The organism is Pseudomonas sp. LAP_36 (assembly GCF_019456785.1).
Taxonomy (GTDB): Bacteria; Pseudomonadota; Gammaproteobacteria; order Pseudomonadales; family Pseudomonadaceae; genus Aquipseudomonas; species Aquipseudomonas tritici.
On sequence record NZ_JAHZMS010000002.1, the window covers coordinates 300,248 to 326,863 of the forward strand.

A 26,616-nucleotide genomic window follows, 5' to 3' on the forward strand; every position below is an offset into this window, starting at 1 on the left:
CTGTACCGGCACCGGCCAACCGCTATATATTCTCGTACATAGCGGTTAAGCCTTCTATCTATAACAAGCCGTACACCCTCAAAGGAGCTGCTTCATGAAGATTCACGCCTCACGCCTGGCCGTTCTGGTCGCGGCGCTGGCCTTTGGCTCGGCGCAGGCCGATGAAGTCCAAGTGGCCGTGGCCGCCAATTTCACCGCACCGATCCAGGCGATTGCCGCCGACTTCGAAAAAGACACCGGCCACAAACTGGTCGCCGCCTACGGCGCCACCGGCCAGTTCTACACCCAGATCAAGAATGGCGCGCCGTTCGAAGTGTTCCTGAGCGCCGACGACACCACCCCGCAAAAACTCGAAACCGAAGGCGATACCGTCAAGGGGTCACGCTTCACCTACGCCGTTGGCACCCTGGCCCTGTGGTCGGCGAAAGAAGGTTATGTCGATGCCAAAGGTGAAGTGCTGAAGAAAAACCAGTTCACACATCTGTCGATTGCCAACCCGAAAACGGCACCTTACGGCCTGGCCGCGACCCAAGTATTGGCCAAACAAGGGCTGACCGAGCAGGTCAAGGACAAGCTCGTTGAGGGTCAGAACATCACCCAGGCCTATCAGTTTGTGTCCACCGGCAACGCCGAGCTGGGCTTTGTGGCCTTGTCGCAGATCTATAAAGACGGCAAAGTCACCAGCGGTTCGGCGTGGATCGTTCCAGCCTCCCTGCACGACCCGATCAAACAGGACGCGGTCATCCTCAACAAGGGCAAAGACAGCGCCGCTGCCAAGGCACTGGTTGAATACCTCAAGGGGCCTAAAGCCGCTGCCGTCATCAAGTCCTACGGTTACGAGCTCTAAATGCCGCTATCGAGTGCCGATTTTTCCGCTATCTGGTTGACCCTCCAGCTCGCCTCACTGACCACGGTGATCTTGCTGGTCATCGGCACTCCCATCGCCCTGTGGCTGTCGCGCACCCGCTCCTGGTGGCGCGGCCCCATCGGTGCCATCGTCGCCTTGCCGTTGGTGTTGCCACCCACGGTGATTGGTTTTTACCTGCTGTTGGCCATGGGCCCCAATGGCTACTTCGGCCAGTTCACTCAATGGCTGGGCCTGGGCACCCTCACCTTCAGCTTCGCCGGGCTGGTCATCGGTTCGGTGATCTATTCCATGCCGTTTGTAGTGCAGCCCTTGCAGAACGCCTTCTCCGCCATTGGCACGCGCCCGCTCGAAGTGGCCGCGACCCTGCGCGCCAATCCTTGGGATACGTTTTTTACGGTGATTTTGCCTTTGGCACGGCCGGGGTTTATCACCGCCTCCATCCTGGGTTTTGCGCACACCGTCGGCGAATTCGGCGTGGTGCTGATGATCGGCGGCAATATCCCGGACAAGACCCGGGTGGTCTCCGTACAAATCTACGACCATGTCGAAGCCATGGAATATGCCCAGGCCCATTGGCTGGCCGGCTCCATGGTGGTGTTCGCGTTCCTGGTGTTGCTGGCGCTCTACTCCAGCCGTAAAACAAAGGTGAGCTGGAGCTGATGCCAATGATTGATGTGCGCCTGCAACTCACGTATTCGGGCTTTGCCCTCGAGGTTGACCTTCACCTGCCCGGTCGCGGCGTGACCGCGCTCTACGGGCATTCCGGTTCCGGCAAGACCACCTGCCTGCGTTGTATCGCCGGGCTGGAGCGCGCCGAAGACGGTTTCATCCAGATCAATGATGAGGTGTGGCAAGACAGCCGCAACGGGGTGTTTGTGCCACCGCATAAGCGTGCCGTGGGTTACGTGTTTCAGGAGGCCAGCCTGTTTGCGCATTTGTCGGTGCGGGCGAACCTGGAATTTGGCCTCAAGCGCATCCCCCGTCAGCAACGCCGTGTGGACATGGCCCAGGCCACGCAGTTATTGGCGATCGGCCACCTGCTCGACCGTAACCCCCAGCATCTTTCCGGCGGTGAACGCCAACGCATCGGTATCGCCCGCGCCTTGCTCACCAGCCCGAAGTTGCTGTTGATGGACGAACCCCTGGCCGCCCTCGACAGCCAGCGCAAAGGTGAAATCCTGCCGTACCTCGAACGTCTGCACGATGAACTGGATATCCCGGTGCTGTATGTCAGCCATGCTCAGGATGAGGTCGCACGCCTGGCCGGTCACATCGTCTTGCTCAGCGACGGCAAGGCCCTGGCCAGCGGCCCCATTGGCGAAACCCTGGCGCGCCTCGACCTGCCCCTGGCACGGGGCGATGACGCTGGCGTGGTGATCAACGGCACGGTCAGTGCCTACGACGAACATTATCAGCTGCTCACGCTGCAACTGCCCGACAGCGCCCTGCACATGCGCGTGGCCCATGCAGCGTTGGCCGTGGGCAAAGCGTTGCGCATCAAAGTCCAGGCACGTGATGTGAGCCTCAGCCTGCAGGCAGAAGAACACAGCAGCATCCTCAATCGCCTGCCGGTGACGGTGACCCAGGAAGTTCCGGCGGACAACAGCGCACACGTGCTGGTACGCCTGAACGCAGGTGGCACGCCGTTGCTGGCACGTATCACGCGGTTCTCCCGCGACCAGTTGCAATTGCACCCCGGCCAGACACTGTGGGCGCAGATCAAGGCGGTGGCTGTGTTGGCGTAGGCAACCTTTTGGCACGACCGCAAACGGCTGCGGTCAATCAGACATACCGGCCTGATTTGTTGCCAAGGAACCCGCACCATGTCCGACTCTGCGCTACCCCGCGACCTGCATTATGTTGACGACACCCAGCCCGGCATCCGCCGCAAGACGCTGCGGGGCAAGTTCCAGTACTTCGACCCTAAGGGTGAGCGCATCCGCGATCTCGACGAGATCAAGCGCCTGAACGCCCTGGCCGTACCGCCGGCCTACACCGATGTGTGGATCTGCGCCGACCCGCGCGGCCATCTGCAAGCCACCGGCCGCGACGCGCGTGGGCGCAAGCAGTACCGCTACCACCCGCGCTGGCGTGAGGTGCGTGACAGCGACAAGTACTCTCGGCTGCAGCAGTTCGGCATCGCCCTGCCAAAATTGCGCAAACAGCTGGAAGCGAAAATCGCCGAACCTGGCTTCACCCGCGAAAAAGTATTGGCCACCGTGGTGATGCTGCTGGACGCTACGCTGATCCGCGTCGGCAATACCCAATATGCGCGGGACAATAAATCCTACGGGCTGACCACGCTGCGTACCCGCCATGTGGATGTGAAAGGCAGTGAGATCAAGTTCCAGTTTCGCGGCAAGAGCGGCGTCGAACACCAGATCAGCGTTAAAGATCGGCGATTGGCGACGGTGGTCAAGCGCTGCCTGGAATTGCCGGGGCAGGACTTGTTCCAGTACCTGGACGAAAGCGGCGAGCGGCACACCGTGAGCTCACAGGACGTGAATGAATACTTGCACAGCCTCACCGGTGCGGACTTCACCGCCAAGGATTACCGCACCTGGGCCGGCACCGCCATGGCGCTGGCGGTGTTGCGGGAGTTGGAGTGGCAGCCCGAGTCCGATGCCAAACGGCACGTGGTGGCAATGGTCAAGGACGTCGCCAAGCAGTTGGGCAACACCCCGGCGGTATGCCGCAAGTGTTACATCCACCCTGCGGTGCTGGAGCATTTCAGCCTCGGCGAACTCTCCAAGCTGCCCAAGCCGCGCCTGCGCAAAGGGCTCAAGGCCGAAGAAGCGGCATTGGCAATGTTCCTTGAGCAACTGGCGGCGGATTTGCCGAAAAAGGCCAAGGTGGGTTAGGCTCTGCCTCCCTTCTGACTCACGGGACGAGCGCCGACGTGAACAACTAAGCCTTCCAAAATGTACCTGCAACAGGCCGCCTGGCGCGCTTGTTGGCCTGTCCGACATTTTTTTGGAGGTGCTGATGACTGACGTCAACCGGCTGCCCGCCCTCGTTTCCCTGCAACACCTGTGTTTCCAGTTCGCCAATGGCGAGACCTTGCTGGACGACCTGAACCTGTCCATCGATCACACCCCCACCGGCATTGTGGGGCGTAACGGCTGCGGCAAAAGTGTCCTGGCGAAGTTGCTCGCCGGGCAGCTGTCGCCCTCCTCTGGCACGCTGAATCGACCGCCCCATGTGGCTTACGTCGCGCAGAACGTTGTGGTGGTGCCGGGCGACACAGTCGCTCATCTCACGGGTACGGCTGCGCCATTGGCAGCGCTCGAACGCATGGCCCAAGGCGCCGCGCAGGACGACGACCTGGCGTTGATCGACGACCGCTGGAACCTGGCCGAGCGTTTGCGCAGCGCCTTGGATGCGGCGGGTCTTTCGCAGCTTAATGTTGAGACCCCTGTCGACCAACTCAGCGGCGGCCAGTTGGCCCGCGTCGCGGTCATCGGAGCGCTGTTGGCCGCGCCACACCTGCTGGTGCTCGACGAACCCACCAACCACCTCGACAGCGACGGCCGTGCCTGGCTGCTGCGAGTGCTCGCGGATTGGCGTGGCGGCCTGGTAGTGGTCAGCCATGATCGACAATTGCTCAACGCCATGGGGCGCATCATCGAGCTGTCATCCCTCGGCGTCCACGTGTATGGCGGCAACTACGATGCTTACCGCCTTCAGCGCGATGCCCAACAACACGCTGCCGTCGCTGCCCTGGAACACGCACGCCTGGCGCGTAGCCGCGAACGGCGGCGCCTGCAAAAGGACCATGACAACCTGCAACGCAATGCCGCCCACTCACGCAAACAGGCGGAAACAGCCAATGTTGACCGTTTCACCAAAGCGCGCTGGAAAGGCGCCGCCACGGAAATCCTCAGCAGCGTGCGCAGCGCGCATGGGCAACACAAACAGGCGTTGGATGCCCAGGTGCGCCAAGCCTACGAAAAGGTACTGGATGAAACGCCAACGCTGTTGGCATTGCCCGCGTCAGCGGTGCCCAATGGCCGACAGGTGCTGGCGTTGGTCGACGCGCAATTGCCATGGCTGCCCTCGACCTGCCTCAACCTGCACCTTGCCGGGCCGGTACGCATCGCTGTACGTGGGCCGAACGGGTGCGGCAAATCCACGTTGCTCAAGGTGTTGGCAGGTGAATGGCAAGCGGTCAATGGCGCCTGCAGCGTGCAGGTGCCGAGTGCCTATATCGACCAGCATCTCGCGCTGCTGGACGACCAGCGTTCCATCGTCGAGCAACTCAACCTGCTCGACACGCCACTGGCCGAAGCCGAATTGCGCACGCGCCTGGCGTTGCTGCAACTGAACGCCTTGCGCGTGACCCAACCCGCCGGGCAACTCAGTGGCGGCGAACGCTTGAAGGCCGCGATGGCGATTGCCTTGTGGCGCGAAGTGCCGGCGCAACTGTTGTTGCTGGACGAGCCGACCAACCACTTGGACTTGGAATCGGTGATGGCCTTTGAACAGGCGCTGCAAGGTTTTACAGGGGCGATGATGGTGGTGTCCCATGACGTGGATTTCGTGCAAGCGATCAGGCCGACCCACTTTTTCACCTGGCAGCGTACGGGCTGGTACCTAGAGTGTGTCTGAGGTCATTGCGTGCGCCCTAAAAGCGCCCTACGGTAGTGGCCGGATAATCTCACCGAGGAACCCGGTCCTATGTTGCCTTCGCCGCGCAAACCCAACGCCAATGCTGCACTGGCCCATCGACAGCGCTGGCGTGGCCGGGTCGGGCTGATGCTGGTGGCCAGCCTGTCGGTGCTGGCGGGAATGACTGACGCCATCGGCTTCATGGCCAGCGGTGATTTTGTGTCGTTCATGAGCGGCAACACGACTCGCCTGGCGGTAGCAATCAGCGCCGGGGATCTTGGCCTGACCGGGCGGCTGCTGTTGCTGGTCGCGACCTTTGTTGTCGGTAACGCCTTGGGCGTCGTGGTCAGCCGGCTGAGCCGCCGCCATGCACTGCCATTGCTGTTGTGTATTGCCGGCTTGTTGTGCGGCGCTGCCGTGCTGCCCTTCGCCGATACATTGCCCGCGCTGCTGGCGGCGATCGTCGCGATGGGCATGCTGAATGCCGCTGTGGAAGAGGTCAACGGATTGCCCGTAGGCCTGACTTACGTCACCGGCGCACTTTCACGGTTTGGACGCGGGCTGGGGCGCTGGCTGCTTGGGGAGCGTCGCAGCGGCTGGCGCGTGCAACTGATCCCATGGGCCGGGATGTTCGTGGGGGCGGTGATTGGCGCGGTGCTCGAGCAGCAGATGGGCTTGAGGGCGCTGCTGGTCAGCGGCGTCTTCGCAGGCGTGCTGGGGCTGGTGTCGCTGAAGATTCCCCGGCGCTGGCACCTTGGCTACATGCCGCGCTGAGGAAAAAAGGTGCTCGCCCGACGTTTAAGCCTCGACGTCCGTGTACTGGTAAAGAGCCATCATGTCGGGCGAGCGGGTGAATCATAATCCAAATGCCGCGCAACTGTCGTGCCAGGCATTTCCTAAAACGACTAAAGCAATGGATTACAGGCAAGTCGCGAGTGCGGCCAAGCGCCGCTTGGCTGGCATATTGTCTTCTGCTGCGTAGTACTTGATGGTGGAACCGGCACCCGCGCTTTGCACATCGACAAAGTAGTCGCCTGCAGTCGTGTACACGGTAAAACCGCCGGCGCCGATGGGTTCCTTGAAGCCGCCGGCGTCAACGCCGAACACGCTTTCATCCTGCCAGCCGAACTGCACGCATTCAGCAACTACCAGTGTGGCCTTGTCTGAAGCCAGGGTTTTGTAGGGCGTGCCGGCGCGCGCCTCTTTCATCTTCGAACCTGCACAACCGGCCAGGGCCGCCAGTACCAGTGCGCCAATTACCACCTTGTGCATGCCATTGCTCCGTTGAAAAAAAACGCGACTCTACCATTAGCCTGCTACACCCGAGGACTATTACGTCACGCACGCGCCTAAAAGCGAATTCGCTGCATCCTCGAGGGCGAGCGTACGGTCAAGGGTGGGAGCACGCCCACCTGGCGGGGTGCTTGAAGGTGGCGCCTCCCGACACATGGCATTATGATGCCGCGGTTGATCTCACTGAGGAGATCAACGGGATACCCTCAACAAGGAAGCGTCATGAAAGATTTCGTCATCAGCGTCAACAACTCCGTTCTCTACATCGCACTGGCCTTCGTCTGGCTGATGGGTTTGGTGACGATGTTCAGCGCAAGCTTTTTGTCGGGCCTGGCGGTATTGGTGGGCGGTACTTTGACGTGGTGCATCATTTCCGGCTTCTGGTTCGTCCAGTCGGCCACCTATGAAGAACTGCGCAAGCTCAACGCAAAAAGCTGATGCGCCCGGGCAGCCCAATCGGGCTGCCTTGCTGTGTGCAGCATGAATTTAGTTTCACTGTGAAGGGAGCCTGTGCTGCCTATATTGGCCATGCTCATTGTTAGAAGTCTCCCTTCTGCCCGCCCTCCCGCGGGCTTTTTTTCGTCCGGGGATTAAAGCAACCAGCGGAACAGGTAGAACAACGCCATGCTCAACAGCACAGTGATCAACACATTGCGTGTCCAGAACATCAACGCCACCGCGCTGAGCCCCGCCAGCAGGTAAGGGTTGGCCGGACTGAGGTTGAGTTGATGGTCGGCCAGGAAAATGATCGGCCCGCAAATCGCCGTGAGCATGCCAGGCACGGCGAACCCGAGAAACTCCCGCGCGCCACGGTTGAGGCGCACCGGCAGGCGCGGCTCGATAAACAGGTAACGGTTGAGAAATACCACCAGGCCCATGGCCACAATCATGATGTAGATCATTGCTGCCCTACTCCCAGTCGCTTGCAGGCGTACCCCGCGCTCATGCCCAACACGCCGGACACCACCACCGCCGACTCCCAATGCAGAAAGCTCAAGCACACCGAAAACAGCAACGACACGGCCACGCAGACCACCGTGGGGATGTCACGCACCACCGGCGTAATCAACGCGATAAACGTGGCGGCGATGGAAAACTCCAGCCCCAGTTGATCAAGGCCGGGAATGCTTTTGCCGAGCACGATACCGGCCAGTGTGAACAGGTTCCAGATGATATAGAACGTCAGGCCGACGCCCAGGGCGTACCAGCGGTTGAAGGTCTCGCGGTCAAAATGGCTGACCAGTGCGAAGAATTCGTCGGTCAACAGAAAGCCCAGGCTCATGCGCCAGCGGGTCTTGAGGGGCGACAGGATTGGGCGCAAATGCATGCCGTACAGCAAATGCTGGGACGTCAGCAGCAAGGTGGTCAGCACGATGGAAATCAGGCTGGCGCCACTCTTGACCATACCGATGGCGACCAGTTGCGCAGCGCCGGCAAACACGATGGCGGACAAACCCTGGGCTTGCAACGGGGTGAACTGTGCATCGATGGCCATCGAACCGGCCAGCAGTCCCCACGGCGCGCAGGCCAGGGACAAGGGAATGACGGCGATGGCGCCGCGAGCGAAGGCGTAATGAGGTAAGGCAGTGGGCATGGAAACGGCTCATCGACAGACAGTCGACAAGCATGCCAGCGCAACCAGGAGCTTGTCTTGAACGATCTTGCTCAGGCCAGCCTTACCGACACCGGCCCCACCGAATCGCGCGCTTCGCGCAGTTCATGGGCGTCCTGGTTAAGCCGGTGAATGGTGTTGAGCAAGCGTTGGCGCAGCACTTCATCGCCGAGTTTTTCGACGGCACGCATCAAGTCGAAGGCCGCGGTTTCGTTATTTTCCGCGACGGAATCCAGGGTCTTGCGCAGGTTGCGAGTGGCACGGGTCACGCGGGTTCTTCCTTCATCAGCAATGGGGAGGCACTTTAGGACATTCATGTTTCATTTTAATTTCAAACACTTGTGGCGGATTTCAAGGCATTTGATCCATATCAATTGAAACAGGATTTGACCGTTACATATGAAAATACGTATATTCGGATAACCATATATACAGGGCCTTGGCCATGCTGGACTCCATCTCCCCACCCACCCTGTTCAAATGCCTGGCCGATACCACCCGGGCACGCCTGACGTTATTAATCCTGCGTGAAGGCGAACTTTGCGTGTGCGAACTGATCCATGCCTTGGACGACAGCCAGCCAAAAATCTCCCGCCACCTGGCGCAACTGCGCAGTGCCGGGTTGCTGCTGGACCGTCGCCAAGGCCAATGGATTTACTACCGCATCAACCCGGCATTACCCGACTGGGTGACTACCGTGCTGCACACCACCCTGCAAGCCAACCGGCCCTGGTTGCACAGCGACGCACAGCGTCTGGATGCAATGGGCGACAGACCACAACGGGCCAGCACCTGCTGCTGAATCCTCGGAGCGTTTATTCATGCTTGTCGCACTCGCGATTTTTATCTTCACCATCGTATTGGTCATCTGGCAACCCAAGGGCCTGGGCGTTGGCTGGAGCGCAACCCTGGGCGCCATCCTGGCCCTGGCCTCTGGCGTGGTCAGCCTGGCGGATATTCCGGTGGTGTGGCACATCATCTGGAATGCCACAGGGACCTTTGTCGCACTGATCATCATCAGCCTGTTGCTCGACGAGGCCGGGTGCTTTGCCTGGACCGCCCTGCATGTAGCACGCTGGGGGCGTGGGCGCGGCCGGCGTTTGTTTGCCTATATGGTGTTGCTCGGCGCATTGGTCTCGGCGCTGTTCGCCAATGACGGCGCGGCGCTCATTCTCACGCCGATCGTGATGTCGATGCTGTTGGCCCTGCGCTTCTCCCCGGCGGCGACCCTGGCATTCGTCATGGGCGCAGGCTTTATCGCCGACACGGCGAGCCTGCCGCTGGTGGTCTCGAACCTGGTGAATATCGTCTCGGCGGATTACTTCAAGATCGGTTTCAACGAATACGCCGCCGTGATGGTGCCGGTCAACTTCGTCAGCGTCGCGGCCACGCTGGCGGTGCTGATGTGGTTCTTCCGCCGCGATATCCCGCAAACCTACGACCCGGCCGACCTAGAAGATCCCGCCAGTGCCGTCCACGACCGCGCCACCTTCCGCGCCGGCTGGTGGGTGTTGGGCATTCTGTTGGTCGGTTGCTTTGCCCTGGAGCCGCTGGGCATTCCCATCAGCGCGATTTCCGCCGTATGCGCCGTGCTCCTGCTGGTCATCGCCGCCAAGGGCCACACGATCTCCACGCGCAAAGTGCTGAAAGAAGCACCGTGGCAAATCGTGATCTTTTCCTTAGGCATGTACCTGGTGGTCTACGGACTGCGAAACGCCGGCCTCACCACCTACCTCGCAACCTGGCTCGATACCTTCGCCACTTACGGCGTGTGGGGCGCGGCGATGGGCACGGGTGTGCTGACGGCGCTGCTGTCCTCGGCGATGAACAACTTGCCGACGGTGTTGATCGGCGCGCTGTCCATCGAGTCCAGCCATGCCGTGGGCGTGGTCAAGGACGCGATGATCTACGCCAACGTGATCGGCAGCGACCTGGGCCCGAAGATCACTCCCATCGGCAGCCTGGCTACCTTGCTGTGGCTGCACATTCTGGCACGCAAAGGCATCACGATTACCTGGGGTTACTACTTCAAAGTCGGGATCGTGCTGACCCTGCCGGTGCTGCTGATCACCCTTGCCGCCCTCGCCTTGCGCCTGAGTCTTTGAAGGAGATACCGCAATGAAAGTCCTGTTCATGTGTACCGCCAACAGCTGCCGCAGCATTTTGTCCGAGGCTGTGTTCAACCATCTGGCACCGCACGGTTTTGAGGCGATCAGTTCCGGCAGCTTTCCGAAGGGCCAGGTCCTGCCACGCAGCCTCAGTACGCTGCAGGCAGCGGGTATCAGCACTGAAGGCTTGTACAGCAAAGGCAATGACGCCTTTGCGGGCAGCCCACCGGACTTGGTGATTACCGTGTGCGACAAAGCTGCGGGCGAAGCGTGCCCGGTGTACTTCGGGCCGGCGGTGAAGGCGCATTGGGGGTTGGAGGACCCCTCCGATGTTCAAGGCGACGACACAAATGTCCAAGCTGCATTTGACGCCACGCTGGCGATCATTGCCACACGCTGCCGGGCATTTTTCGCCGTGCCTTTTGACCGCCTCAGCCCTGCCGACTTGAAGGTGGAACTCGACCGTATTGCGGTGCTTTCATGACCACACTGCCCAATCTCGATATCACCCTTTCAGCGCCACTGCGTAGCGGTTCGACGCATCCGCAGCGCATCCTGCTGCTCTACGGCTCGACCCGCGAACGCTCGTTCAGCCGCCTGCTGGTGGAAGAAGCAGCACGCCTGTTGCAGCACTTCGGCGCACAAACGCGCATCTTCAACCCCAGCGGCTTGCCTCTGCCCGATGATGCACCGAGTGATCACCCCAAAGTGCGGGAACTGCTGGAGCTGATGAAGTGGTCCGAAGGCCAAGTGTGGTGTTCACCGGAACGTCACGGCTCGATGTCGGCCGTGTTCAAGGCGCAGCTCGACTGGGTGCCGCTGGCCCTTGGCGCAGTGCGCCCGACCCAGGGTAAAACCCTGGCGGTGATGCAAGTGTCCGGCGGTTCGCAATCCTTCAATACCGTGAACCAACTGCGCGTATTGGGCCGTTGGATGCGTATGTTCACTATCCCCAATCAATCCTCGGTACCCAAGGCGTTCATGGAGTTTGACGATCAAGACCGTATGAAACCTTCCGCCCTGTACGACCGCGTGGTCGATGTGATGGAAGAACTGGTCAAGTTCACGCTACTGCTGCGCGATCGCCCGGACCTGGTAGACCGTTATTCGGAGCGCAAGGAAAGTGCTGACGAACTGTCGCAGCGTCTCAACCAACGGTCGATCTGATCCCCCCTTCCCGCGTATGCTCTGGCACTTTCCTGAAAGGACGCGGGCATGCTGACGATCTTTTTCTACGCACTGATATTCGGTTTTGTGTTTTGCCTCTCTCCCGGCGCCGTGTTGGCGGAGACCCTGCGCCGTGGTTTGCTCCATGGCTTCACGCCGGCCCTTCTGGTGCAGGTTGGGTCGCTGGTCGGCGACGCGGTGTGGGCGGTGATCGGCCTGACCGGGATCGCCCTGCTGATCCAGCATGACGCCGTGCGCGTGCCGCTGACGGTAGTCTGTGCGGTGTACCTCGCCTGGCTGGGCGTGCGCAGCCTGATCGATGCCTGGAAGCTGCCTGAATCAGACGACGCACCCGCCAGCACTCGGCAAAATGCGCTGGCGGTCGGCGCAGCGATCTCCCTGGCCAACCCGAAGAATATTGTTTACTGGGGCGCGCTGGGCAGCGCGTTGTCGGGCATCGTCGGCGCCACGCCCAGTCATGGGCAAACCTTGATGTTTTTCGCCGGGTTCATGCTGGCGTCGGTGTTGTCGTGCTTTCTGATTGCTGCGCTGGTCAACGTGCTGCGCAAGAACGCATCACCGTTGTGGCAGCGCATCAGTTACGGCACTTGCGGCGTGGTATTGATCTATCTGGCAGTTCTGGCCGCGCAAGGAATATGAAGTTATAGAGCCGACAACTTACACGGGCTGTCTGCCTGAATAAACTCTGAACATCGGTTCATTTAATTAATCATGCATTGACATTTTGTAACCGTCTGAGTAGATTGCCCGTGCCCGCAACTGGGGCCTTTTTTAAACCTCACTAAAGAAGCCAATGGACACAGTATCTAGTCGCTGTCCGAGCACCGTGTTAGCGGGCATCGGGCGCCAAACCCAGAACATGACAGGACTCGCCTCACGGTCCGGTAAGCTGCGCTAGAGCTCGATGCTCCACCGTAACTGCCTCGCCGGTCGCCCGTCCGGTCCCGAGGTGTTTTATGACCTTCCAATGCTTTGTTTTGCCTGATCTGCACACGCCGGCCGCCGCCCTGCGGGCCACGCCACGCCGTGTGCGCGTCGATTTCCCGCCCTCCCGCGCGGCGATTGTCACACCCTCCCCTCAAGACCCACAGAGACCGAAGGTTTTCAGCCCCGGTCTTAACGTGAGCGCTCGCGCCGCTTAAACCGGCTGAAAACAGCAACTTTCTGATGAATACCCTGGGGTTCGCCATGAACACTTCCAGTTGTAGTTCGCTGCGCGCAAGTTAATTAACGCACCAGCAAAACATATATAAGCACCTTATTTAACCCGATCGCGAAGTTAGCGACTCGGCATGCTTTCGCTCGCCTGTCTTCAGGTAAGTACCGGGTATGTTTTGTCGAGAATTGGCGACAGGAGTACAGACAATGAGCGCCGTAAAAAACACGCCTCTGCACAAGAAAAATCGCACTGACGCCGACACTAAATTGTCAATGCGAGCCGCCCGCGAAGCGCACAACGGCCTGTCGGCCACCCTGGCGAACGTGCGTGCCACCCGGGACGGCCTGACCGAATTGGACGCCTCTGCCCGGCTGCAACGGGAAGGCCACAACGAAGTCGCCCATGACAAGCCGCCTCACGCCATCGTGCAGTTCCTGCAGGCACTGAACAATCCGTTTATCTACGTACTGCTGACGCTGGCTGGCATCAGCTTCTTCACCGATTGCTGGCTGCCGATGCAGGACGGTGAAGAGGCCGACCCGACCAAAGTCATCATCATCATGACCATGGTGCTGCTCAGCAGCCTGCTGCGGTTCTGGCAGGAACACCGCTCGGCGAAATCCGCCGAAGCCCTGAAAGCCATGGTACGCACCACCGCCACCGTGCTACGCCGTGAGCAGGTCGGCGCCCAACCCACCCTGCGCGAAGTGCCGATGCGCGAGCTGGTGGCCGGCGATATCGTACAACTCTCAGCCGGCGACATGATCCCGGCCGATATCCGCCTGATCGAATCCCGCGACCTGTTTATCAGCCAGGCAGTGCTGACCGGCGAAGCCTTGCCAGTGGAGAAGTACGACACCCTCGGCGACGTTACGCAAAAATCCGCCGGGCCAGTGGCTGCCGACCAGGCCAACCTGCTGGACCTGCCCAACATCTGCTTCATGGGCACCAACGTGGTCAGCGGCCGTGCCACGGCCGTGGTGGTCGCCACCGGACCACGCACCTACTTTGGCTCCCTGGCCAAGGCAATTGTGGGGTCGCGGGTGCAAACCGCCTTCGACCGTGGGGTGAACAGCGTCAGTTGGTTGCTGATCCGCTTCATGCTGGTGATGGTGCCGATCGTGTTCTTCCTCAATGGCTTCTCCAAGGGTGACTGGGGCGATGCCTTCCTGTTTGCCCTCGCAGTTGCCGTAGGCCTTACGCCGGAAATGCTGCCGATGATCGTCAGCGCCAACCTGGCCAAGGGCGCCACCGCCATGGCCAAGCGCAAAGTGGTGGTCAAGCGCCTCAACGCGATCCAGAACTTTGGCTCCATGGACGTGCTGTGCACCGACAAGACCGGCACGCTGACCCAGGACAAGATCATCCTCGAGCATCACGTCAACGCCTCTGGCCAGCGTGATGACGCGGTGCTGTCCCTGGCCTGGCTGAACAGCTACCACCAAAGCGGCATGAAGAACCTGATGGACCAGGCCGTGGTGCAATTCTCGGAGCAGAATCCGAAGTTCCAGGCGCCATTTGCCTACAGCAAGGTCGATGAATTGCCGTTCGACTTTGTCCGCCGTCGCCTGTCGATCGTGGTCAAGGATGCGGCCGACGATCAACTGCTGGTGTGCAAGGGCGCCGTGGAAGAGATGCTGGGTATTTCCACTCACGTGATGGAGGCAGGCAAAGCCGTACCGCTGGATGAGCGCCGCCGTGAAGAATTGCTGGCGCTTGCCAATGACTATAACGAAGACGGATTCCGTGTGCTGGTGGTGGCCACCCGTCACATCCCGAAATCGTTGGCGCGCCAGCAGTACACCACCGCCGATGAGCGCAACCTGGTGATCCAGGGCTTCCTGACCTTTCTCGATCCACCTAAGGAAACTGCCGGCCCGGCGATTGCGGCGCTGCAACAGATTGGCGTGGCGGTCAAAGTGCTGACCGGCGACAACGCCGTGGTCACCAGCAAGATCTGCCGTCAGGTCGGCCTCGATCCAGGCCAGCCGCTGCTCGGTACCGACATCGAAGCGATGGACGATGCCACCCTGCAACGTCGCGTGGAAGAACGCACGGTGTTCGCGAAACTGACACCGCTACAAAAATCCCGGGTACTCAAGGCGCTGCAAGCCAACGGCCACACCGTGGGCTTCCTCGGTGACGGGATCAATGACGCACCGGCACTGCGCGATGCCGACGTGGGGATCTCGGTGGACAGCGGGACGGACATTGCCAAAGAGTCGGCCGACATCATCCTGCTGGAAAAGAGCCTGATGGTACTGGAGGAAGGTGTGCTCAAGGGACGCGAAACGTTCGGCAACATCATGAAGTACCTGAACATGACCGCCAGCTCCAACTTCGGCAACGTGTTCTCGGTGTTGGTGGCCAGTGCGTTCATCCCCTTCCTGCCGATGCTGTCGATCCACCTGCTGCTGCAAAACCTGATGTACGACATCTCCCAGCTGGCCCTGCCGTGGGACAAGATGGACAAGGAATACCTGGCCAAGCCGCGCAAGTGGGATGCGAAAAACATCGGTCGCTTCATGCTCTGGATCGGGCCGACCTCGTCGATCTTTGACATCACCACCTTTGCGCTGATGTGGTACGTGTTCGCCGCCAACAGCGTGGAAATGCAGACCCTGTTCCAGTCCGGCTGGTTTATCGAGGGTCTGCTTTCGCAAACCCTGGTGGTGCACATGCTGCGCACTCGCAAGATCCCGTTTTTCCAGAGCACCGCCGCCTGGCCGGTGTTGATGATGACCGGTGTGGTGATCGCGCTGGGGATCTACGTACCGTTCTCGCCGCTGGGCACGCTGGTAGGCCTGCAACCGCTGCCGCTGGCGTACTTCCCATGGCTGGTCGGCACCCTGCTCAGCTACTGCTGCGTAGCCCAACTGATGAAGACGATCTACATCCGCCGCTTCAAGCAGTGGTACTGATCGCCCCCGCCGTTTAAACGGTGGCGGCCGCCCGGCCGCCACCGTGCACTAAAAGGAAAGACCTTATGCGCGTCTTGATCTGTGCAGGTCGTCATTACGCCGACACCCGACTGTCCCGCCAAGTGCTGGACGCCTACCACCGCCTGCGCCCGGTGCAGGTACTGATCCACGGCGGCAACCAATTCCTCGGCAGCGAGATTGAGGAGTGGGCGCGGGAACTGGGCATTGACGTGGTGCGCTACCCGCCCAACTGGCAACGCCACGGCAAGCAGGCGGAACGCCAGCGCAACCATTTCATGCTTACCGACAGCCGCCCTGACGTGGTCATCGCCCTGCCGGGTGGTGACGACACGTCCGAGCTGGTCTGCCAGGCCAAAGCCAGTGGCATTTCGGTGCTGACCGTAGAAAGCTGAATTCAAGCGAGGTGCATCATGCACAAGAAACACACCCCGGCGCGCCAGGATGGGTTCGCCAAATACCGTGCGCGTCACTACCGAGGCGCACGCCAGACCTTGTTGCTATTGCCGCCGGCCAAGCGGCGCGCATTGCAGCGCAACCTGATGTTTATAGGGCTGACCCTGGGCGTTCTGTTAATGATTGCCTTGCTGTCCAAGGCCAACGCAGCCGGCGGCGCGTATGGGGTCGACGACGGCGCGATCAATGCGCCAGGCACCTGCAACGTCGACGCCTGGTACACCGCCAATCGACACGATGGCAGTACGCATAATGAAACACTGTCGCCGGCCTGCACCTTTGCCGCCATGCCTTCGGTGCAATGGGGCGCGGCGCTGTCACGCGCGACCAGCGCAGGCAAAAGCGAAACGCAGGTGGGCCCGCAGCTCAAGGCGCAGGTACTGTCGCGGGAAGACCTGGGGCTGGAAATGGCCGTGTCTGCCGGTGCGCACGTTGCACTGGATCGCCGACACGCTTTTGAGGGTGCAGACTTCAACATCCCGTTGACGTGGCAACCGCTGGCGCCCCTGCGGGTGAACCTGAATGCCGGTTGGTCGCATGCCTACAACGAAGGCGATCAGAAACACCGCCTGACTTGGGGCACTGGTCTGGAGTACCAGGTCGCGCCGTTAATGACGGTGATCGCCGAACGCTACGGCCAGGAGGGTGGCGATCAGGCATGGCAGGCCGGGCCCCGGTTTCACCTCGGCGAGCTGGTCGATGTAGACCTGGTGGTCGGGCGCAGCCTGGTCGGCGAACGAGACCAATGGCTGACCACTGGAGCCACGCTGCGCTTCTAGCAGCGTTTTAAGACCCTCAGCTCCCACATTCATCCTACTTCGACCGGAAGTTCGCAGATCAATCAAGCCTTGGCCTGTTGTTCCAAGTGCAGCTGCAATTGCGGGTCGATTTGCAGTTGACCTGCCAAGTCGTCCAGGTAGTTGCGTTCGGCGTCCTGCTGATCGTCCACCAGCATCACACTGGCCAGATACACTTCCGCCGCCACTGCCGGGTCGCTGGCGAACTCGGCGAAATCCGCAGCATCCAGGGGCTTGGCAACTTCAGCGTCGAGCCACGCTTGCAATTGCGGATCGTCGGTATGCCGCCCCAGTTCACTGGAAATCAGTTGCTGCTCTTTTTCATCGATATGGCCATCAGCTTTTGCGGCGGCGATCAACGCACGCAAAACAGCATGGCTGTGGGCTTCGGCTGCGGGGCCGTCAAGCTGGTCGACCGTCTGGATGGCTTGCTGCGGAGCACTGGCTTGCTGGCGTTGCCAGGCTTGGTAGGCCTGGAATGCCGCCATGCCCAAGGAAGCCAGCGCCGCGTAGTTCATCCCGCCGGAACGTCCCTGGGCAGGACGAGCGCCAGTGGCACCGCCCAACATGCCGCCAAGCCCGCCCAACAAGCCACCCAAGCCACCAGCGGCCGAGGCATTGCCGGTGCTGGTGCCTTTCAATAAGCCGCCGAGCAGTCCGCCCAAACCGCCGCTCGAGGAGGCGCTGCCCCCTTGCCCGGCGCGCAGCAGTTGTTCCAGTAAGTCGCTGGTGTTCATGATCTCACCCTCCCAGGGCGCAGTGTTGGCGTCTAACAACCATAGCCCGGCCCTGCCGGAACACCATGACCGCCGGGCGGGCACGGCCTATCATGGCGTCACCGTGCCTCTGAGAGAAAACCCAAGTGAACCGGATTGAGCATGTCGTGCTGATGGCCCGCTACAACCAGTGGATGAACCGCAAGCTCTACGAAGCGGCCGGCACGCTGTCGGACGCGGAGTTGCTTATGGACCGCAAGGCGTTTTTCGGCTCGATTCTCGGTACGTTGAACCACCTGGTATTAGGCGACACCGTCTGGCTCAAGCGCTTTGCCTTGCATCCTGCTGGCTATGCGGCACTGGCTCCGCTGAGCGCAGTCGCCACACCTGTTGATTTGACGCAGTTGGCCTTTGCCAACATCCGTGAACTGGCCGCCCGTCGAGCCTGGCTGGATCAACTCATCCTTGACTGGGCGCACACCGTACAGGCGCCCGACCTGGATCAGAGCCTGCATTACCGCAACATGCGCGGTGTGGCCGCCGATAAAAACTTCTTCAGCTTGCTGGTGCACTTTTTCAATCACCAGACCCACCACCGGGGCCAGGCAACCACCTTGCTGAGCCAGGCGGGCCTGGATGTGGGCACTACGGATTTGCTAGCGTTGATCGACTGAACTCAGCGTACGCCTGCATCAAGCGCGGGAACGCCGCGGGCTCCGGCAACTGCGCAAAGCTTTCAACGGCCGGGGTGGATGCCCAAGGTAATTTCTCGCTGGTCCAGGTCTCCATGAAGGGTACATAACCGCTGGCATTATCCAGCAAGGTCGCGCGCACGTTGACGAACTCATTGATGCCATGAGGGCGGGTGAACAACCAGCTCATGCAATGCGGGCAAAAGTAGTGGCGGTCTACCCCCTGCAGGCCGCCGATCACCGGGCAGCCCTGGGTGACCGTGAAACCGCTGGCGGGAATCAATGCGCTCAGGGAGAAGGCGCTGGAAGACATCTTCTGGCAGCCGGTGCAGTGGCAGGCCATGGTGATCACTGGGGCTGCACTCACGCTGAAGCGCACACGGCCACAGCGGCAGCTGCCTTCGTATGGCAGGGCATCGACGCTCATCATTGCATCCTTTTATTGATGGGTAGCGTGGCAGGTTAGCGTCCGGGCGCAGAGTTGAACAAGCCAGCCCCAAAACCGAACGCTGCTTCGTAACTGGGGTCGTAACCCTAGGTGTCGGGACTTTTGCTGCCCCCGCCCTCCCCGCGCGCATTGTGAGTCTACCGATGCGCGTACCCCAAGAAGGAGACGCTTACATGGTCATTCACTTCAAAGTCGCAGGTCATTTAGCCTGTGGCCACCACGGCACCAACCTCCCTTCCAGCGTCGAGCTGAACCGAGTCAAGTGCCGTACCTGCCGCAACACCGAAGCCTACAAAGAAGCGCGCCGCACCCAGCGCAATGCTGCCCGCCGCGCCAATCGTAACGCCAAGACCCATACCGTGATCGACTGGCGTAGCGCGTGGACACAACGCCTGACCGACCTGCCCGGTTTGCAGCGTTTGCCACGGGGCTTCAGCGGTCAGCCCTTCGTATAAGCCACACAAACAAGAGCCCCGGCAAAACCGGGGCTCTTGAGTGTTAGTCGATCATCGTAGACCATCCCATTACCGGTGTGATTCATGGAGGTCCCGGCAGTAGCCAAACTGCCGGAGCTGATAGCACTGAACCACTTCTACGGAGTGCGAGGCGGAGGCTCGCGTGGAGTGCGCGCCTAGTCTGATCCGGCATATCCACTGAGCGACCTTTAGGAGGTCTCGTGAAGCTCAAGAAAAAAGAACAAGAGCTCCGGTTGGTCGCGGTACCGTTGTGTGCAGGGATTATCTGCGCTACCGCTCGATGCATGACCCAAGGCTGGAATGAGTCGATGTTGTTCTCTGGGTTTCTGTTTGGAACCGTCGTTGGGGTTGTATTTGGCATTCCCTTACTACTGCGTAGTGACGCGAACGGTGCAAGCTCCAATGGCCGCAATCTTCTTAACGCCCTTATACAATCGCTGGTGGCCTGGCTACTGGGAGGCGCGTCACTTAAATACCTTCCGCTGGCGATTGGCTCTGGCATCATTCTTTGGCTGCTTTTTTCCGCCACAATCTACGGAATAGAAAGGTTGTACGAGGGCAGCGACGAAACCCGGTATGCAGCGCGTGGCTGGGTATATGCCGTTCCCCTTTCAGGGGCGATAACACTAGGAACGGCCGCAGCGTTGTACCTTCCTGGTTCGGACGAGAGCATACCGGCATTCATCCTGATGTTCATGGTCGGGGGGCTGTTGAGCATGCTGGTTGGATGGCCGGTTCTGTGGTTTACCGAGCGTTACCTGCAGTCACCACTGCGTTACATGGCATGATCACCGGTTTGTTGATTTGGGTATTCAGCGCTCTACCCAACCTGGTGGATGCCATCACAACATCATCCGCGAGCCCATTTGTGTGGCCGATGAACTTCAGCCACGGTGCATTGGTGTTCGTTTTTATTGGCATTGTCGCGGGGAGCTTATGCACGGCAATCAATAGCTGCATTGGATTCCTTCGTCGACGCAACGTGTGAAAATGCATCTTGAATGGACTCGTTTTCATGCGCGAATGCAAAGTCCTACTGAAGGCGGCCTGGTGCGAAGCATACAAAGATCCGGGGGCTTGTGAGGCGTCATAGCAGGATAGGCATCCATCATCGAGCCCGGCCAAGCGCCGGGCTTCTTGTTTCTAGCGATCCCCCCCTCTGCTATGGTGGCGCCCTCTGATCGCAATGGAAGCTTCGAAGAATGGACTCATGGAAGGCTCTGGCTATCGCCCTGCTGGCATCGGTCAGCACTCAGGCCGTATCAGGTGATGACGTCAACCCTATCGCTGCAGGAATATTTATCACAATTTCCTCGCCAACCATTTTAATTGGAGCAACCACATCTCTCACGACCGATCCGCCAAAGATTTTCAAGTCGGCCAAAACCGACGCCTTGGCGTTCATCGGTTCGGACGGCGAGATACGGGGTGCCCAGTTTGAACAAGCCTCCCGGTACTACCGCGCGACCAATGCCCCTGCGCTAATGTCGGACGAGCAACTGGCCCAGGCGATAGTAACCTCCCACTGAGCGTAACCTTTCACGACCTTTTCACAGTCGAGCGCCTTATTGCCTCTCCTCGAGTACAGAGGATTCAGTTGGCTGAGGTGTCCCAACGCAACGACGAGAGCGTGAGGCTATGAATCGCCAGATCATCACGCCGGAGTGCGCTGTACTGGCGACAGTGATCGCAATGTGACTGTGTGAGCAAGTGCTACCGATTCTGCCGAGAGTTGATTAGCTGCTGGCATCTATCAACCACCTGCGGGTGAGATAAAGCCACATCGGACAGCACGCGGTACATCTCTTGCCCATCCGGAAACGGGTACACCTCGAGGTTTAGAGCGATCTGAATCTTGCGCAGATCTGAGCCTTCCACGAGCCAGCGCTCAGCAGTGCGAGTCATTGCTGATCCGTTGTCATCCGTCTGCCATGCAAGAAAGTCGAATAGCCGGGCCACCTCCATGAAAGAGATTGAATCAGGGATATCGGCAAAAAGTCGGTCGGCCAGATTTTGCTCTCCAAACTCAACCACTACCGCATGAGCTGCGCTGAACGCTTCGGTGTATTCGGGCTCGCTGCTCTCTGCTGCGATCACGTTTAACGCCCTTTCAACAACCTGGTGCATAGCAATAAATCCTCACCCATTCAGACCACGATGGGGTGTGCGCTACCGTAAATCAACCGAAATACCCATGAGTTCCTTCAGTGGGCGCACAGTCTTTTCCTGCAAGTTTCCACTGGCGGGCATGGGTTCATCTTTGATGCCTTCAAAGCACGCCTTCATCAGTCGACGACTCCTGTAGTCGTTCGGCAGCTCAATGAAATGTCCAAATTTGCAGTTTTCTTCATTGACAGCATAGACGGGATCCTCCGCGCGCATCAGAAGAGCCATCAGTAGCAGAATCATTGATTGCAGTCCTTGGCAGCACATTGGGCCGGTTTTGTAGCAGTCAACGCATTCAACAGCAACCACCCTTCACTGGAGACTAGCCATCGCTACAGAGCGCAGGTTGTCCGGCGCTTCGGCTGGAGTTTTTGGCTTTTACGAGCCGCCCTCGGTGCCGTAGATATCGGGCTTCTGTGCTGCGTCCATGTTTTCTCCAGGCAATAAAAAGCCGCCCGGAGGCGGCTTCATGGTTTTCTTGGTCCAGTTGTAATCGACATAGGGGGGCAATGTAAAAGCCTGCCATGTCGCCGCTGATGCGGTACAGGCTTTTCTTGCCAGGCTGCACCGTTGCTGCAATGGTTCGTATTGCAGCTCCTGCGCACAAGCCTAAGCCCGCCAGGCCAGCGCCTAGATTTCGGCGATCCAGGCGACAGGTAAAAGGTAACGCGCTACCCGGTGCCGATTTTTGTAGCTTTTCGACCATCGACGTATACGACAATGTCGCAACCCGAGCCAACGGCGTCCGAATCACGAACACTGTGATCTTTCCGCTTTCGCCGGTGGGTTTCGATTGGAAGGCGTAAAGCTGATGCAAAAAAAACCAGTACCTAGTCGAGTTTTACCAATCACACGGATGTCCAGTAAGCTACTCATTCAAACTGGACAAGGACGACTCGCGTGATCACCTGCCATCTGAAGTATCAGATTGACCCCTATCAAATCCCGGCCTTTGAAAACTACTCAAGACTGTGGATTCGCATAGTCAATCGCATGGGGGGCACACATCATGGTTATTTCCTCCCCGCTGAAGGCGCAAACAACGTCGCTTACTGCCTTTTCAGCTTTCCGAGCCTTGCGGATTACGAGCGCTATCGCGAGGAGTCCAAAACTGACCCCGAATGCGTTAGTACCTTCGCGCTGGCAGCGGATAAGAGATTTATCGTCAGTACGGAGAGAAGCTTCATGCGGCCAGTACTTGACTGAAAGAAACAAACCCGGTCCGCAGGGCTTTTTATACTAAGGCAGGCACGCCCGGCAACGTCGAGAAAGAAAGTGCAAAAATTGAAAATAGCGTTCATTATTTGTTTGTGCTTAGCTGTATTGGGCTGCGATAAAATCCAAGACTCACTAAAAACCAACGAACATAAAAACGAAATAAAAAACACGTTTGCGCAAAGCCAAGAACTTCAAGATCGAGGAAATAACACTGCTGCCATTGCAAACTTTAAGAAAATTGAGGCAGACCCAGCAGCCACCAATCAACAAAAGGCTTCAGCCCTACGGTATATATCCCTTAGCTACTATGAGGCAGGTGACTACCAGAGTTCGGGAGAATATGCGGCAAAAGCAGCGGCTTATTACCCAGTTAACTCCTATTACTATCTCGTCAATATGGCGGATGCAGATCTGATGCAAGGCAGAGTCGCCTCGGCCCGAGATCGCCTCGAACAGGCGGTCAAAATCGACCCGCACCAGCTTTCGGCAAACAACGTACTTGGCCTTTTGTATATGGGCGACAACGGTAAACAGTACACCGACTTCAAAAAAGCCCTAGAATTTAATCAAGCGGCTTTTGATATTGCCCCAGGGCGAGTAACTCAAATAGTTTTGGTGCGGAATCTAATAAAGCTCGAACAATATTCAAAGGCAAAAATAAACTTGGACGAGCTAAAACTAAAATATCCAAATGATGCTCGTCTTCGGTCCTTACAAAGCGAGCTAGATACAGCGAAAACTGTATCAAAAAATCATCAGTAACTTTTTAAGCACTGTACAAAGCCTAGGCTTTGCCTAAACCACATGGAAACGCGACTGTAGTGGTCTAATGAAATCGGACACCCATTTAGGCGAGAATGCTCGCCAGATAGACGAGTCTGGTCCCTGGCGGGATCGGCATCGAGTTAATCTAATACCTCGCCAGCACGATTTTCAGCAGCGGAAACGGATTTGGCGGACATTCAACGGCGCAGGCTTCAAGGTCAGCTTGCCGCAATCAGCCACTGAAGGACATCCCTCACCAGAAGTGTCTCGTGATAGTTCGATCTCACAATGTAACCCCGGTGAGGCCGGTCTACTGAAGGCCCGAGAGCGATCAATTTGCCCGCCTTGATCTGCTCTTCGATCAGCCCAGCCCAGCCCAAGGCGATACCTTGACCCTCCTGCGCAGCGGTCAGCAGCAATGGATAGTTATTGAAGCAAAAAACTGGCGCTTCCTCTGGCGGAGTGATCTTCGCGTGCAGGCACCAGTGATGCCAATCCAGCCACCGGGAGTCATCGCTGTCCTTATGAAGCAGCGGTAGATCCTCGATACTGCTTATTTTCGTACCTTCCATTAGCCCCAGCTTTTCAGCCAGATCTGAACTGCACACTGGGAATACCGTCTCGGGGATCAGTAGCTTTTCAAATCGGAAGTCACCGTCGAGGGATCCAAACTGAATGGCGATATCGGCATCTTGAAGCATCGGATCATCGTCAAGGTTTACTGGGCGAATCTTGAATTGAATCTGGGGGAACTGGCCCTGGAGCGCAGGCAATTTCGGCATAAGCCAGAAATAGCAGAATCCAAAATTCGCAGCGATCGAGATGGTAGGTTTCTGCTTGTTGAAATGGCGACGCATGCGCTTGACCGCTGCCTTAATTTCACTCACCGGGGATGCTAGGCCTGAATAAATCTGCTGACCCTCATAGGTGGGTCGCAACAGCTTACCTTTACGTTCGAAGAGTACACATCCAAGCGACTCCTCCAAGGTGCGAATCCGTTGAGAAATCGCCGGTTGAGTAGTGCCCAATTCAACAGCTGCGGCCGTCATCGAACCCAAGCGGATTGTGGCCTCAAAGGCGACCAAAGATTTAAGTGGCGGGAGGTCCTGTTCGCTCGGCTCCATAACGTTTATGCATACCTCTAATAAGGGGATTGCGGGTGTTTATCCCCTGAGCACGTAAGGATACTGAGACCACCTATTTGGAGGTTCTCATGGTACAGGTCACTTTTGAAATCAAGCAACAACCGGCATCCGTGATCGCACAGTTGCCAGGGGAAACCATTGTGCTAGCGCCTCTGTGGTTGCGGGAGCGTTGCCAGGACGCTATCAGTCTTGATGTCACTACTCAGCAAAGACTGTTTAACCCGCATAACCTTCCTGACGGCATCACTCTGGTTGAAGCAGAGGCCAAAGGCGTAGATCAGGCATGGCTGTCATTCAGTGATGGTTATGCGGGGCTGTATGACCTCACGGAGTTTCGTGCCGACTTCGATCCGCTGGATGGCCTGCCAACGCCCATCAGTTGGAAGAGCAATATTGACACTCAGCTCATCTACATCGACTTCAACCGACTGAGTGACTTCGATTATCGATTGGAGGCATTCAGCAAGTTTTTGACCTATGGGGTTGTCGTTATCCAGAACGTGCCCACCGAAGCAGAGTCAGTTCTGGATGTAGGCAAAATCTTCGGCCAGGTGCGCGAAACTAATTTCGGCAAGTACTTCGAGGTCTACTCCCGGCCTAACTCCAATGACCTGGCCTATCGCTCGATTCACCTCGATCCTCATACCGATAACCCCTATCGCGACCCGATGCCTGGCATCCAGCTCTTGCACTGCCTGATCAACGAAACATCGGGAGGCCTCTCTACACTCGTAGACAGTCTCGCGGCCGCAGAGCAGCTCAAGCTGGAAGATCCTGAAGGCTTCGAACTGCTGGCCAACGTGCCGGTACGTTACCGCCACGTCGACAACGACGTGGAGTTGATTGAACGCCGGCCGATCATCATGACTGACGCGCTAGGCCGAATGACAGGTGTCAGCTATAGCCCGCGCCTCGACTATCTACCGCTGCTGAATGAACACGACATGGCCATATTCCACCGTGCACGTCGTCGCATGGGGGAGCTCTTTGTGGATCCGGCATTCGAGCGACGTTTCAAGCTGGAGAACGGCGAGTTGCAAATGTTCAACAACACCCGTGTCCTCCATGGACGGACGAGCTTTGATACCAATGAAGGTCGACGCCATCTGCAAGGTTGCTACATGGATATGGACGGCCCCAAAGGCATCTACAAAGCCATGAAAAGAAGCTTGAGAGCTCAATAAGATTCGAAAGCCTGAGGACTGATGATGGAAACCGTAGCTTTTACCCAGATGAAAGACGGCACCAAAGCCGAATATGAAATGCTGACCCAGCTGGAAACTGATTTCGCAAAGGAGCTGCCAGATCGGCTCCTAAAATGCTTGCGGGATCTTGAACACTCTCTAAGCGGTTACAAGGTGAGCAGGCTCGCTCATTCGCTTCAGACCGCATGTAGAGCTGAGGACGCTGGTGCAGATGAGGAGATGGTGGTTGCAGCGCTGATCCATGACCTAGGCGACGAGCTCGCCCCCTACAACCACTCCCAGTATGCAGCATCCATCCTTCGCCCATATGTTCGTCCAGAGGTGACCTGGGTCATCAATTTTCACGGCCTCTTCCAGAACTACTACTACGTGCACTTCTTCGGCGGTGATCGTAATGAGCGGGATCTGTACAAGGATCACCCGTACTACGAGAGCTGTGTGCGCTTCTGTGAGGAATGGGACCAATCGTCCTTTGACCCCGATTACCCGACTCGCCCTTTGGAGCACTTCGAGCCTATGGTTCGGAGGATTTTCACTCGGCCAGCATTCGATCAAAAGTACGTTGGCGACCAGACTATGGGCCGCAGCGCGCTCGACCAACCTGTGGCCTAGGCATTTTACTTACGGTTCAAATTTGCGTAATAGCGGCAGCGTGCTGCCGCTATTACGTGCATATCCAGGTGGATCCCTCCCTACTGATCCATAAGAAAACCGCATGCTCCTCATAATAGAAACGCGGTTATGCCGTACTGGCGAT

At 58.5% G+C, this 26,616-nt stretch carries 32 protein-coding genes; 23 read left to right on the forward strand and 9 right to left on the reverse strand.

Annotated elements, in window-relative coordinates:
• Positions 1 to 94 precede the first annotated feature (94 nt).
• The 6 genes from modA (at position 95) to JBO08_RS06970 (ending at position 6,250) form a co-directional block, all read left to right on the forward strand.
• Positions 95 to 847 carry a molybdate ABC transporter substrate-binding protein gene (gene modA / locus JBO08_RS06945; RefSeq protein ID WP_065873027.1) on the forward strand — a complete coding sequence of 251 codons (753 nt, stop codon included), beginning with the start codon at positions 95 to 97 and terminating at the stop codon, positions 845 to 847.
• On the forward strand, positions 848 to 1,528 hold the full coding sequence (gene modB, locus JBO08_RS06950) for a molybdate ABC transporter permease subunit (RefSeq protein ID WP_065873026.1): 681 nt from the start codon (positions 848 to 850) through the stop codon (positions 1,526 to 1,528).
• Positions 1,529 to 1,533: 5 nt separating this feature from the next.
• Positions 1,534 to 2,613 (forward strand): molybdenum ABC transporter ATP-binding protein, encoded by a 1,080-nt coding sequence (modC, locus tag JBO08_RS06955; RefSeq protein ID WP_220074431.1) that lies wholly within the window; start codon positions 1,534 to 1,536, stop codon positions 2,611 to 2,613.
• 78 nt (positions 2,614 to 2,691) lie between these two features.
• Entirely contained in the window at positions 2,692 to 3,729 is a 1,038-nt protein-coding gene (locus tag JBO08_RS06960) for a DNA topoisomerase IB (RefSeq protein WP_220074278.1), read from the forward strand.
• Between the two features lie 124 nt (positions 3,730 to 3,853).
• The gene (locus tag JBO08_RS06965) at positions 3,854 to 5,476 is read left to right on the forward strand and encodes an ABC-F family ATP-binding cassette domain-containing protein (protein WP_065945283.1); all 1,623 of its coding nucleotides are present in this window, start codon (positions 3,854 to 3,856) and stop codon (positions 5,474 to 5,476) included.
• A 69-nt stretch (positions 5,477 to 5,545) separates the two neighbouring features.
• On the forward strand, positions 5,546 to 6,250 hold the full coding sequence (locus JBO08_RS06970; protein ID WP_065873022.1) for a YoaK family protein: 705 nt from the start codon (positions 5,546 to 5,548) through the stop codon (positions 6,248 to 6,250).
• A 144-nt stretch (positions 6,251 to 6,394) separates the two neighbouring features.
• Here the strand turns inward: JBO08_RS06970 and JBO08_RS06975 are convergent, their stop codons facing one another.
• Entirely contained in the window at positions 6,395 to 6,748 is a 354-nt protein-coding gene (locus tag JBO08_RS06975) for a hypothetical protein (RefSeq protein WP_065873021.1), read from the reverse strand.
• A 243-nt stretch (positions 6,749 to 6,991) separates the two neighbouring features.
• On the opposite strand from JBO08_RS06975, the gene JBO08_RS06980 reads away from it, so the two are divergent.
• Positions 6,992 to 7,207, forward strand: coding sequence for a hypothetical protein (locus tag JBO08_RS06980; protein WP_065873020.1), 216 nt, complete (start codon positions 6,992 to 6,994; stop codon positions 7,205 to 7,207).
• Positions 7,208 to 7,359: 152 nt separating this feature from the next.
• On the opposite strand, the gene JBO08_RS06985 is transcribed toward JBO08_RS06980, so the two are convergent.
• From JBO08_RS06985 to JBO08_RS06995, 3 genes are all read right to left on the reverse strand, one after another.
• Positions 7,360 to 7,671: an AzlD domain-containing protein gene (locus JBO08_RS06985; protein WP_065873019.1), complete on the reverse strand. Its 312-nt coding sequence runs from the start codon at positions 7,669 to 7,671 to the stop codon at positions 7,360 to 7,362.
• Positions 7,668 to 8,363 (reverse strand): AzlC family ABC transporter permease, encoded by a 696-nt coding sequence (locus JBO08_RS06990; RefSeq protein ID WP_065880555.1) that lies wholly within the window; start codon positions 8,361 to 8,363, stop codon positions 7,668 to 7,670. The genes JBO08_RS06985 and JBO08_RS06990 overlap by 4 nt, the downstream gene beginning before the upstream one ends.
• Before the next feature lie 71 nt (positions 8,364 to 8,434).
• A complete protein-coding gene (locus tag JBO08_RS06995; RefSeq protein ID WP_065873017.1) occupies positions 8,435 to 8,650 on the reverse strand; it encodes a hypothetical protein in 216 nt (71 codons plus the stop codon).
• Between the two features lie 176 nt (positions 8,651 to 8,826).
• Between JBO08_RS06995 and JBO08_RS07000 the strand changes: the two genes are divergently transcribed.
• From JBO08_RS07000 to JBO08_RS07035, 8 genes are all read left to right on the forward strand, one after another.
• Positions 8,827 to 9,183, forward strand: coding sequence for a metalloregulator ArsR/SmtB family transcription factor (locus JBO08_RS07000; RefSeq protein ID WP_065873016.1), 357 nt, complete (start codon positions 8,827 to 8,829; stop codon positions 9,181 to 9,183).
• A gap of 19 nt (positions 9,184 to 9,202) precedes the next feature.
• The gene (locus JBO08_RS07005) at positions 9,203 to 10,486 is read left to right on the forward strand and encodes an arsenic transporter (RefSeq protein ID WP_220074277.1); all 1,284 of its coding nucleotides are present in this window, start codon (positions 9,203 to 9,205) and stop codon (positions 10,484 to 10,486) included.
• Between the two features lie 13 nt (positions 10,487 to 10,499).
• Positions 10,500 to 10,973: an arsenate reductase ArsC gene (locus tag JBO08_RS07010; protein ID WP_065873014.1), complete on the forward strand. Its 474-nt coding sequence runs from the start codon at positions 10,500 to 10,502 to the stop codon at positions 10,971 to 10,973.
• The gene (arsH, locus tag JBO08_RS07015) at positions 10,970 to 11,656 is read left to right on the forward strand and encodes an arsenical resistance protein ArsH (protein WP_220074276.1); all 687 of its coding nucleotides are present in this window, start codon (positions 10,970 to 10,972) and stop codon (positions 11,654 to 11,656) included. The genes JBO08_RS07010 and arsH overlap by 4 nt, the downstream gene beginning before the upstream one ends.
• A 48-nt stretch (positions 11,657 to 11,704) precedes the next feature.
• Entirely contained in the window at positions 11,705 to 12,316 is a 612-nt protein-coding gene (locus JBO08_RS07020) for a LysE family transporter (protein WP_065880556.1), read from the forward strand.
• A 726-nt stretch (positions 12,317 to 13,042) separates the two neighbouring features.
• Entirely contained in the window at positions 13,043 to 15,757 is a 2,715-nt protein-coding gene (gene mgtA, locus JBO08_RS07025) for a magnesium-translocating P-type ATPase (protein ID WP_065909382.1), read from the forward strand.
• A gap of 65 nt (positions 15,758 to 15,822) precedes the next feature.
• A complete protein-coding gene (locus tag JBO08_RS07030; protein ID WP_065873010.1) occupies positions 15,823 to 16,170 on the forward strand; it encodes a DUF2493 domain-containing protein in 348 nt (115 codons plus the stop codon).
• An 18-nt stretch (positions 16,171 to 16,188) separates the two neighbouring features.
• Positions 16,189 to 17,010, forward strand: coding sequence for a hypothetical protein (locus JBO08_RS07035; RefSeq protein WP_065880558.1), 822 nt, complete (start codon positions 16,189 to 16,191; stop codon positions 17,008 to 17,010).
• Between the two features lie 62 nt (positions 17,011 to 17,072).
• Here the strand turns inward: JBO08_RS07035 and JBO08_RS07040 are convergent, their stop codons facing one another.
• Complete coding sequence (locus JBO08_RS07040; RefSeq protein ID WP_220074275.1) at positions 17,073 to 17,765, reverse strand: tellurite resistance TerB family protein; 693 nt, start codon at positions 17,763 to 17,765, stop codon at positions 17,073 to 17,075.
• Positions 17,766 to 17,890: 125 nt separating this feature from the next.
• Here JBO08_RS07040 and JBO08_RS07045 point away from each other — a divergent pair, with 125 nt between their 5' ends.
• Complete coding sequence (locus JBO08_RS07045; RefSeq protein WP_220074274.1) at positions 17,891 to 18,418, forward strand: DinB family protein; 528 nt, start codon at positions 17,891 to 17,893, stop codon at positions 18,416 to 18,418.
• On the opposite strand, the gene JBO08_RS07050 is transcribed toward JBO08_RS07045, so the two are convergent.
• Positions 18,390 to 18,863, reverse strand: coding sequence for a GFA family protein (locus JBO08_RS07050; RefSeq protein WP_220074273.1), 474 nt, complete (start codon positions 18,861 to 18,863; stop codon positions 18,390 to 18,392). The genes JBO08_RS07045 and JBO08_RS07050 overlap by 29 nt on opposite strands.
• A 194-nt stretch (positions 18,864 to 19,057) precedes the next feature.
• Here JBO08_RS07050 and JBO08_RS07055 point away from each other — a divergent pair, with 194 nt between their 5' ends.
• The 3 genes from JBO08_RS07055 to JBO08_RS07065 all read left to right on the forward strand — a co-directional run bounded on the left by JBO08_RS07055 (position 19,058) and on the right by JBO08_RS07065 (position 20,889).
• Positions 19,058 to 19,339, forward strand: a complete 282-nt coding sequence (locus JBO08_RS07055) for a hypothetical protein (RefSeq protein ID WP_220074272.1) — start codon at positions 19,058 to 19,060, stop codon at positions 19,337 to 19,339.
• 221 nt (positions 19,340 to 19,560) lie between these two features.
• Positions 19,561 to 20,148: a hypothetical protein gene (locus JBO08_RS07060; protein ID WP_220074271.1), complete on the forward strand. Its 588-nt coding sequence runs from the start codon at positions 19,561 to 19,563 to the stop codon at positions 20,146 to 20,148.
• Positions 20,149 to 20,562: 414 nt separating this feature from the next.
• On the forward strand, positions 20,563 to 20,889 hold the full coding sequence (locus JBO08_RS07065; protein WP_220074270.1) for a DUF2388 domain-containing protein: 327 nt from the start codon (positions 20,563 to 20,565) through the stop codon (positions 20,887 to 20,889).
• Between the two features lie 184 nt (positions 20,890 to 21,073).
• Here JBO08_RS07065 and JBO08_RS07070 read toward each other — a convergent pair whose 3' ends face one another.
• Complete coding sequence (locus tag JBO08_RS07070; RefSeq protein WP_220074269.1) at positions 21,074 to 21,487, reverse strand: hypothetical protein; 414 nt, start codon at positions 21,485 to 21,487, stop codon at positions 21,074 to 21,076.
• 42 nt (positions 21,488 to 21,529) lie between these two features.
• Positions 21,530 to 21,769: a hypothetical protein gene (locus JBO08_RS07075; protein WP_220074268.1), complete on the reverse strand. Its 240-nt coding sequence runs from the start codon at positions 21,767 to 21,769 to the stop codon at positions 21,530 to 21,532.
• Positions 21,770 to 22,426: 657 nt separating this feature from the next.
• Here JBO08_RS07075 and JBO08_RS07080 point away from each other — a divergent pair.
• A complete protein-coding gene (locus tag JBO08_RS07080) occupies positions 22,427 to 22,732 on the forward strand; it encodes an NIPSNAP family protein (RefSeq protein ID WP_065873002.1) in 306 nt (101 codons plus the stop codon).
• A gap of 69 nt (positions 22,733 to 22,801) precedes the next feature.
• Positions 22,802 to 23,506, forward strand: a complete 705-nt coding sequence (locus JBO08_RS07085; RefSeq protein WP_309304227.1) for a hypothetical protein — start codon at positions 22,802 to 22,804, stop codon at positions 23,504 to 23,506.
• A 221-nt stretch (positions 23,507 to 23,727) separates the two neighbouring features.
• On the opposite strand, the gene JBO08_RS07090 is transcribed toward JBO08_RS07085, so the two are convergent.
• Positions 23,728 to 24,633, reverse strand: coding sequence for a LysR family transcriptional regulator (locus JBO08_RS07090; protein WP_220074267.1), 906 nt, complete (start codon positions 24,631 to 24,633; stop codon positions 23,728 to 23,730).
• An 89-nt stretch (positions 24,634 to 24,722) separates the two neighbouring features.
• Here JBO08_RS07090 and JBO08_RS07095 point away from each other — a divergent pair, with 89 nt between their 5' ends.
• Both JBO08_RS07095 and JBO08_RS07100 read left to right on the forward strand, forming a co-directional pair.
• Positions 24,723 to 25,838, forward strand: coding sequence for a TauD/TfdA family dioxygenase (locus tag JBO08_RS07095; protein WP_258407029.1), 1,116 nt, complete (start codon positions 24,723 to 24,725; stop codon positions 25,836 to 25,838).
• 24 nt (positions 25,839 to 25,862) lie between these two features.
• Complete coding sequence (locus JBO08_RS07100) at positions 25,863 to 26,471, forward strand: HD domain-containing protein (protein ID WP_258407028.1); 609 nt, start codon at positions 25,863 to 25,865, stop codon at positions 26,469 to 26,471.
• The last annotated feature ends 145 nt before the right edge of the window (positions 26,472 to 26,616 follow it).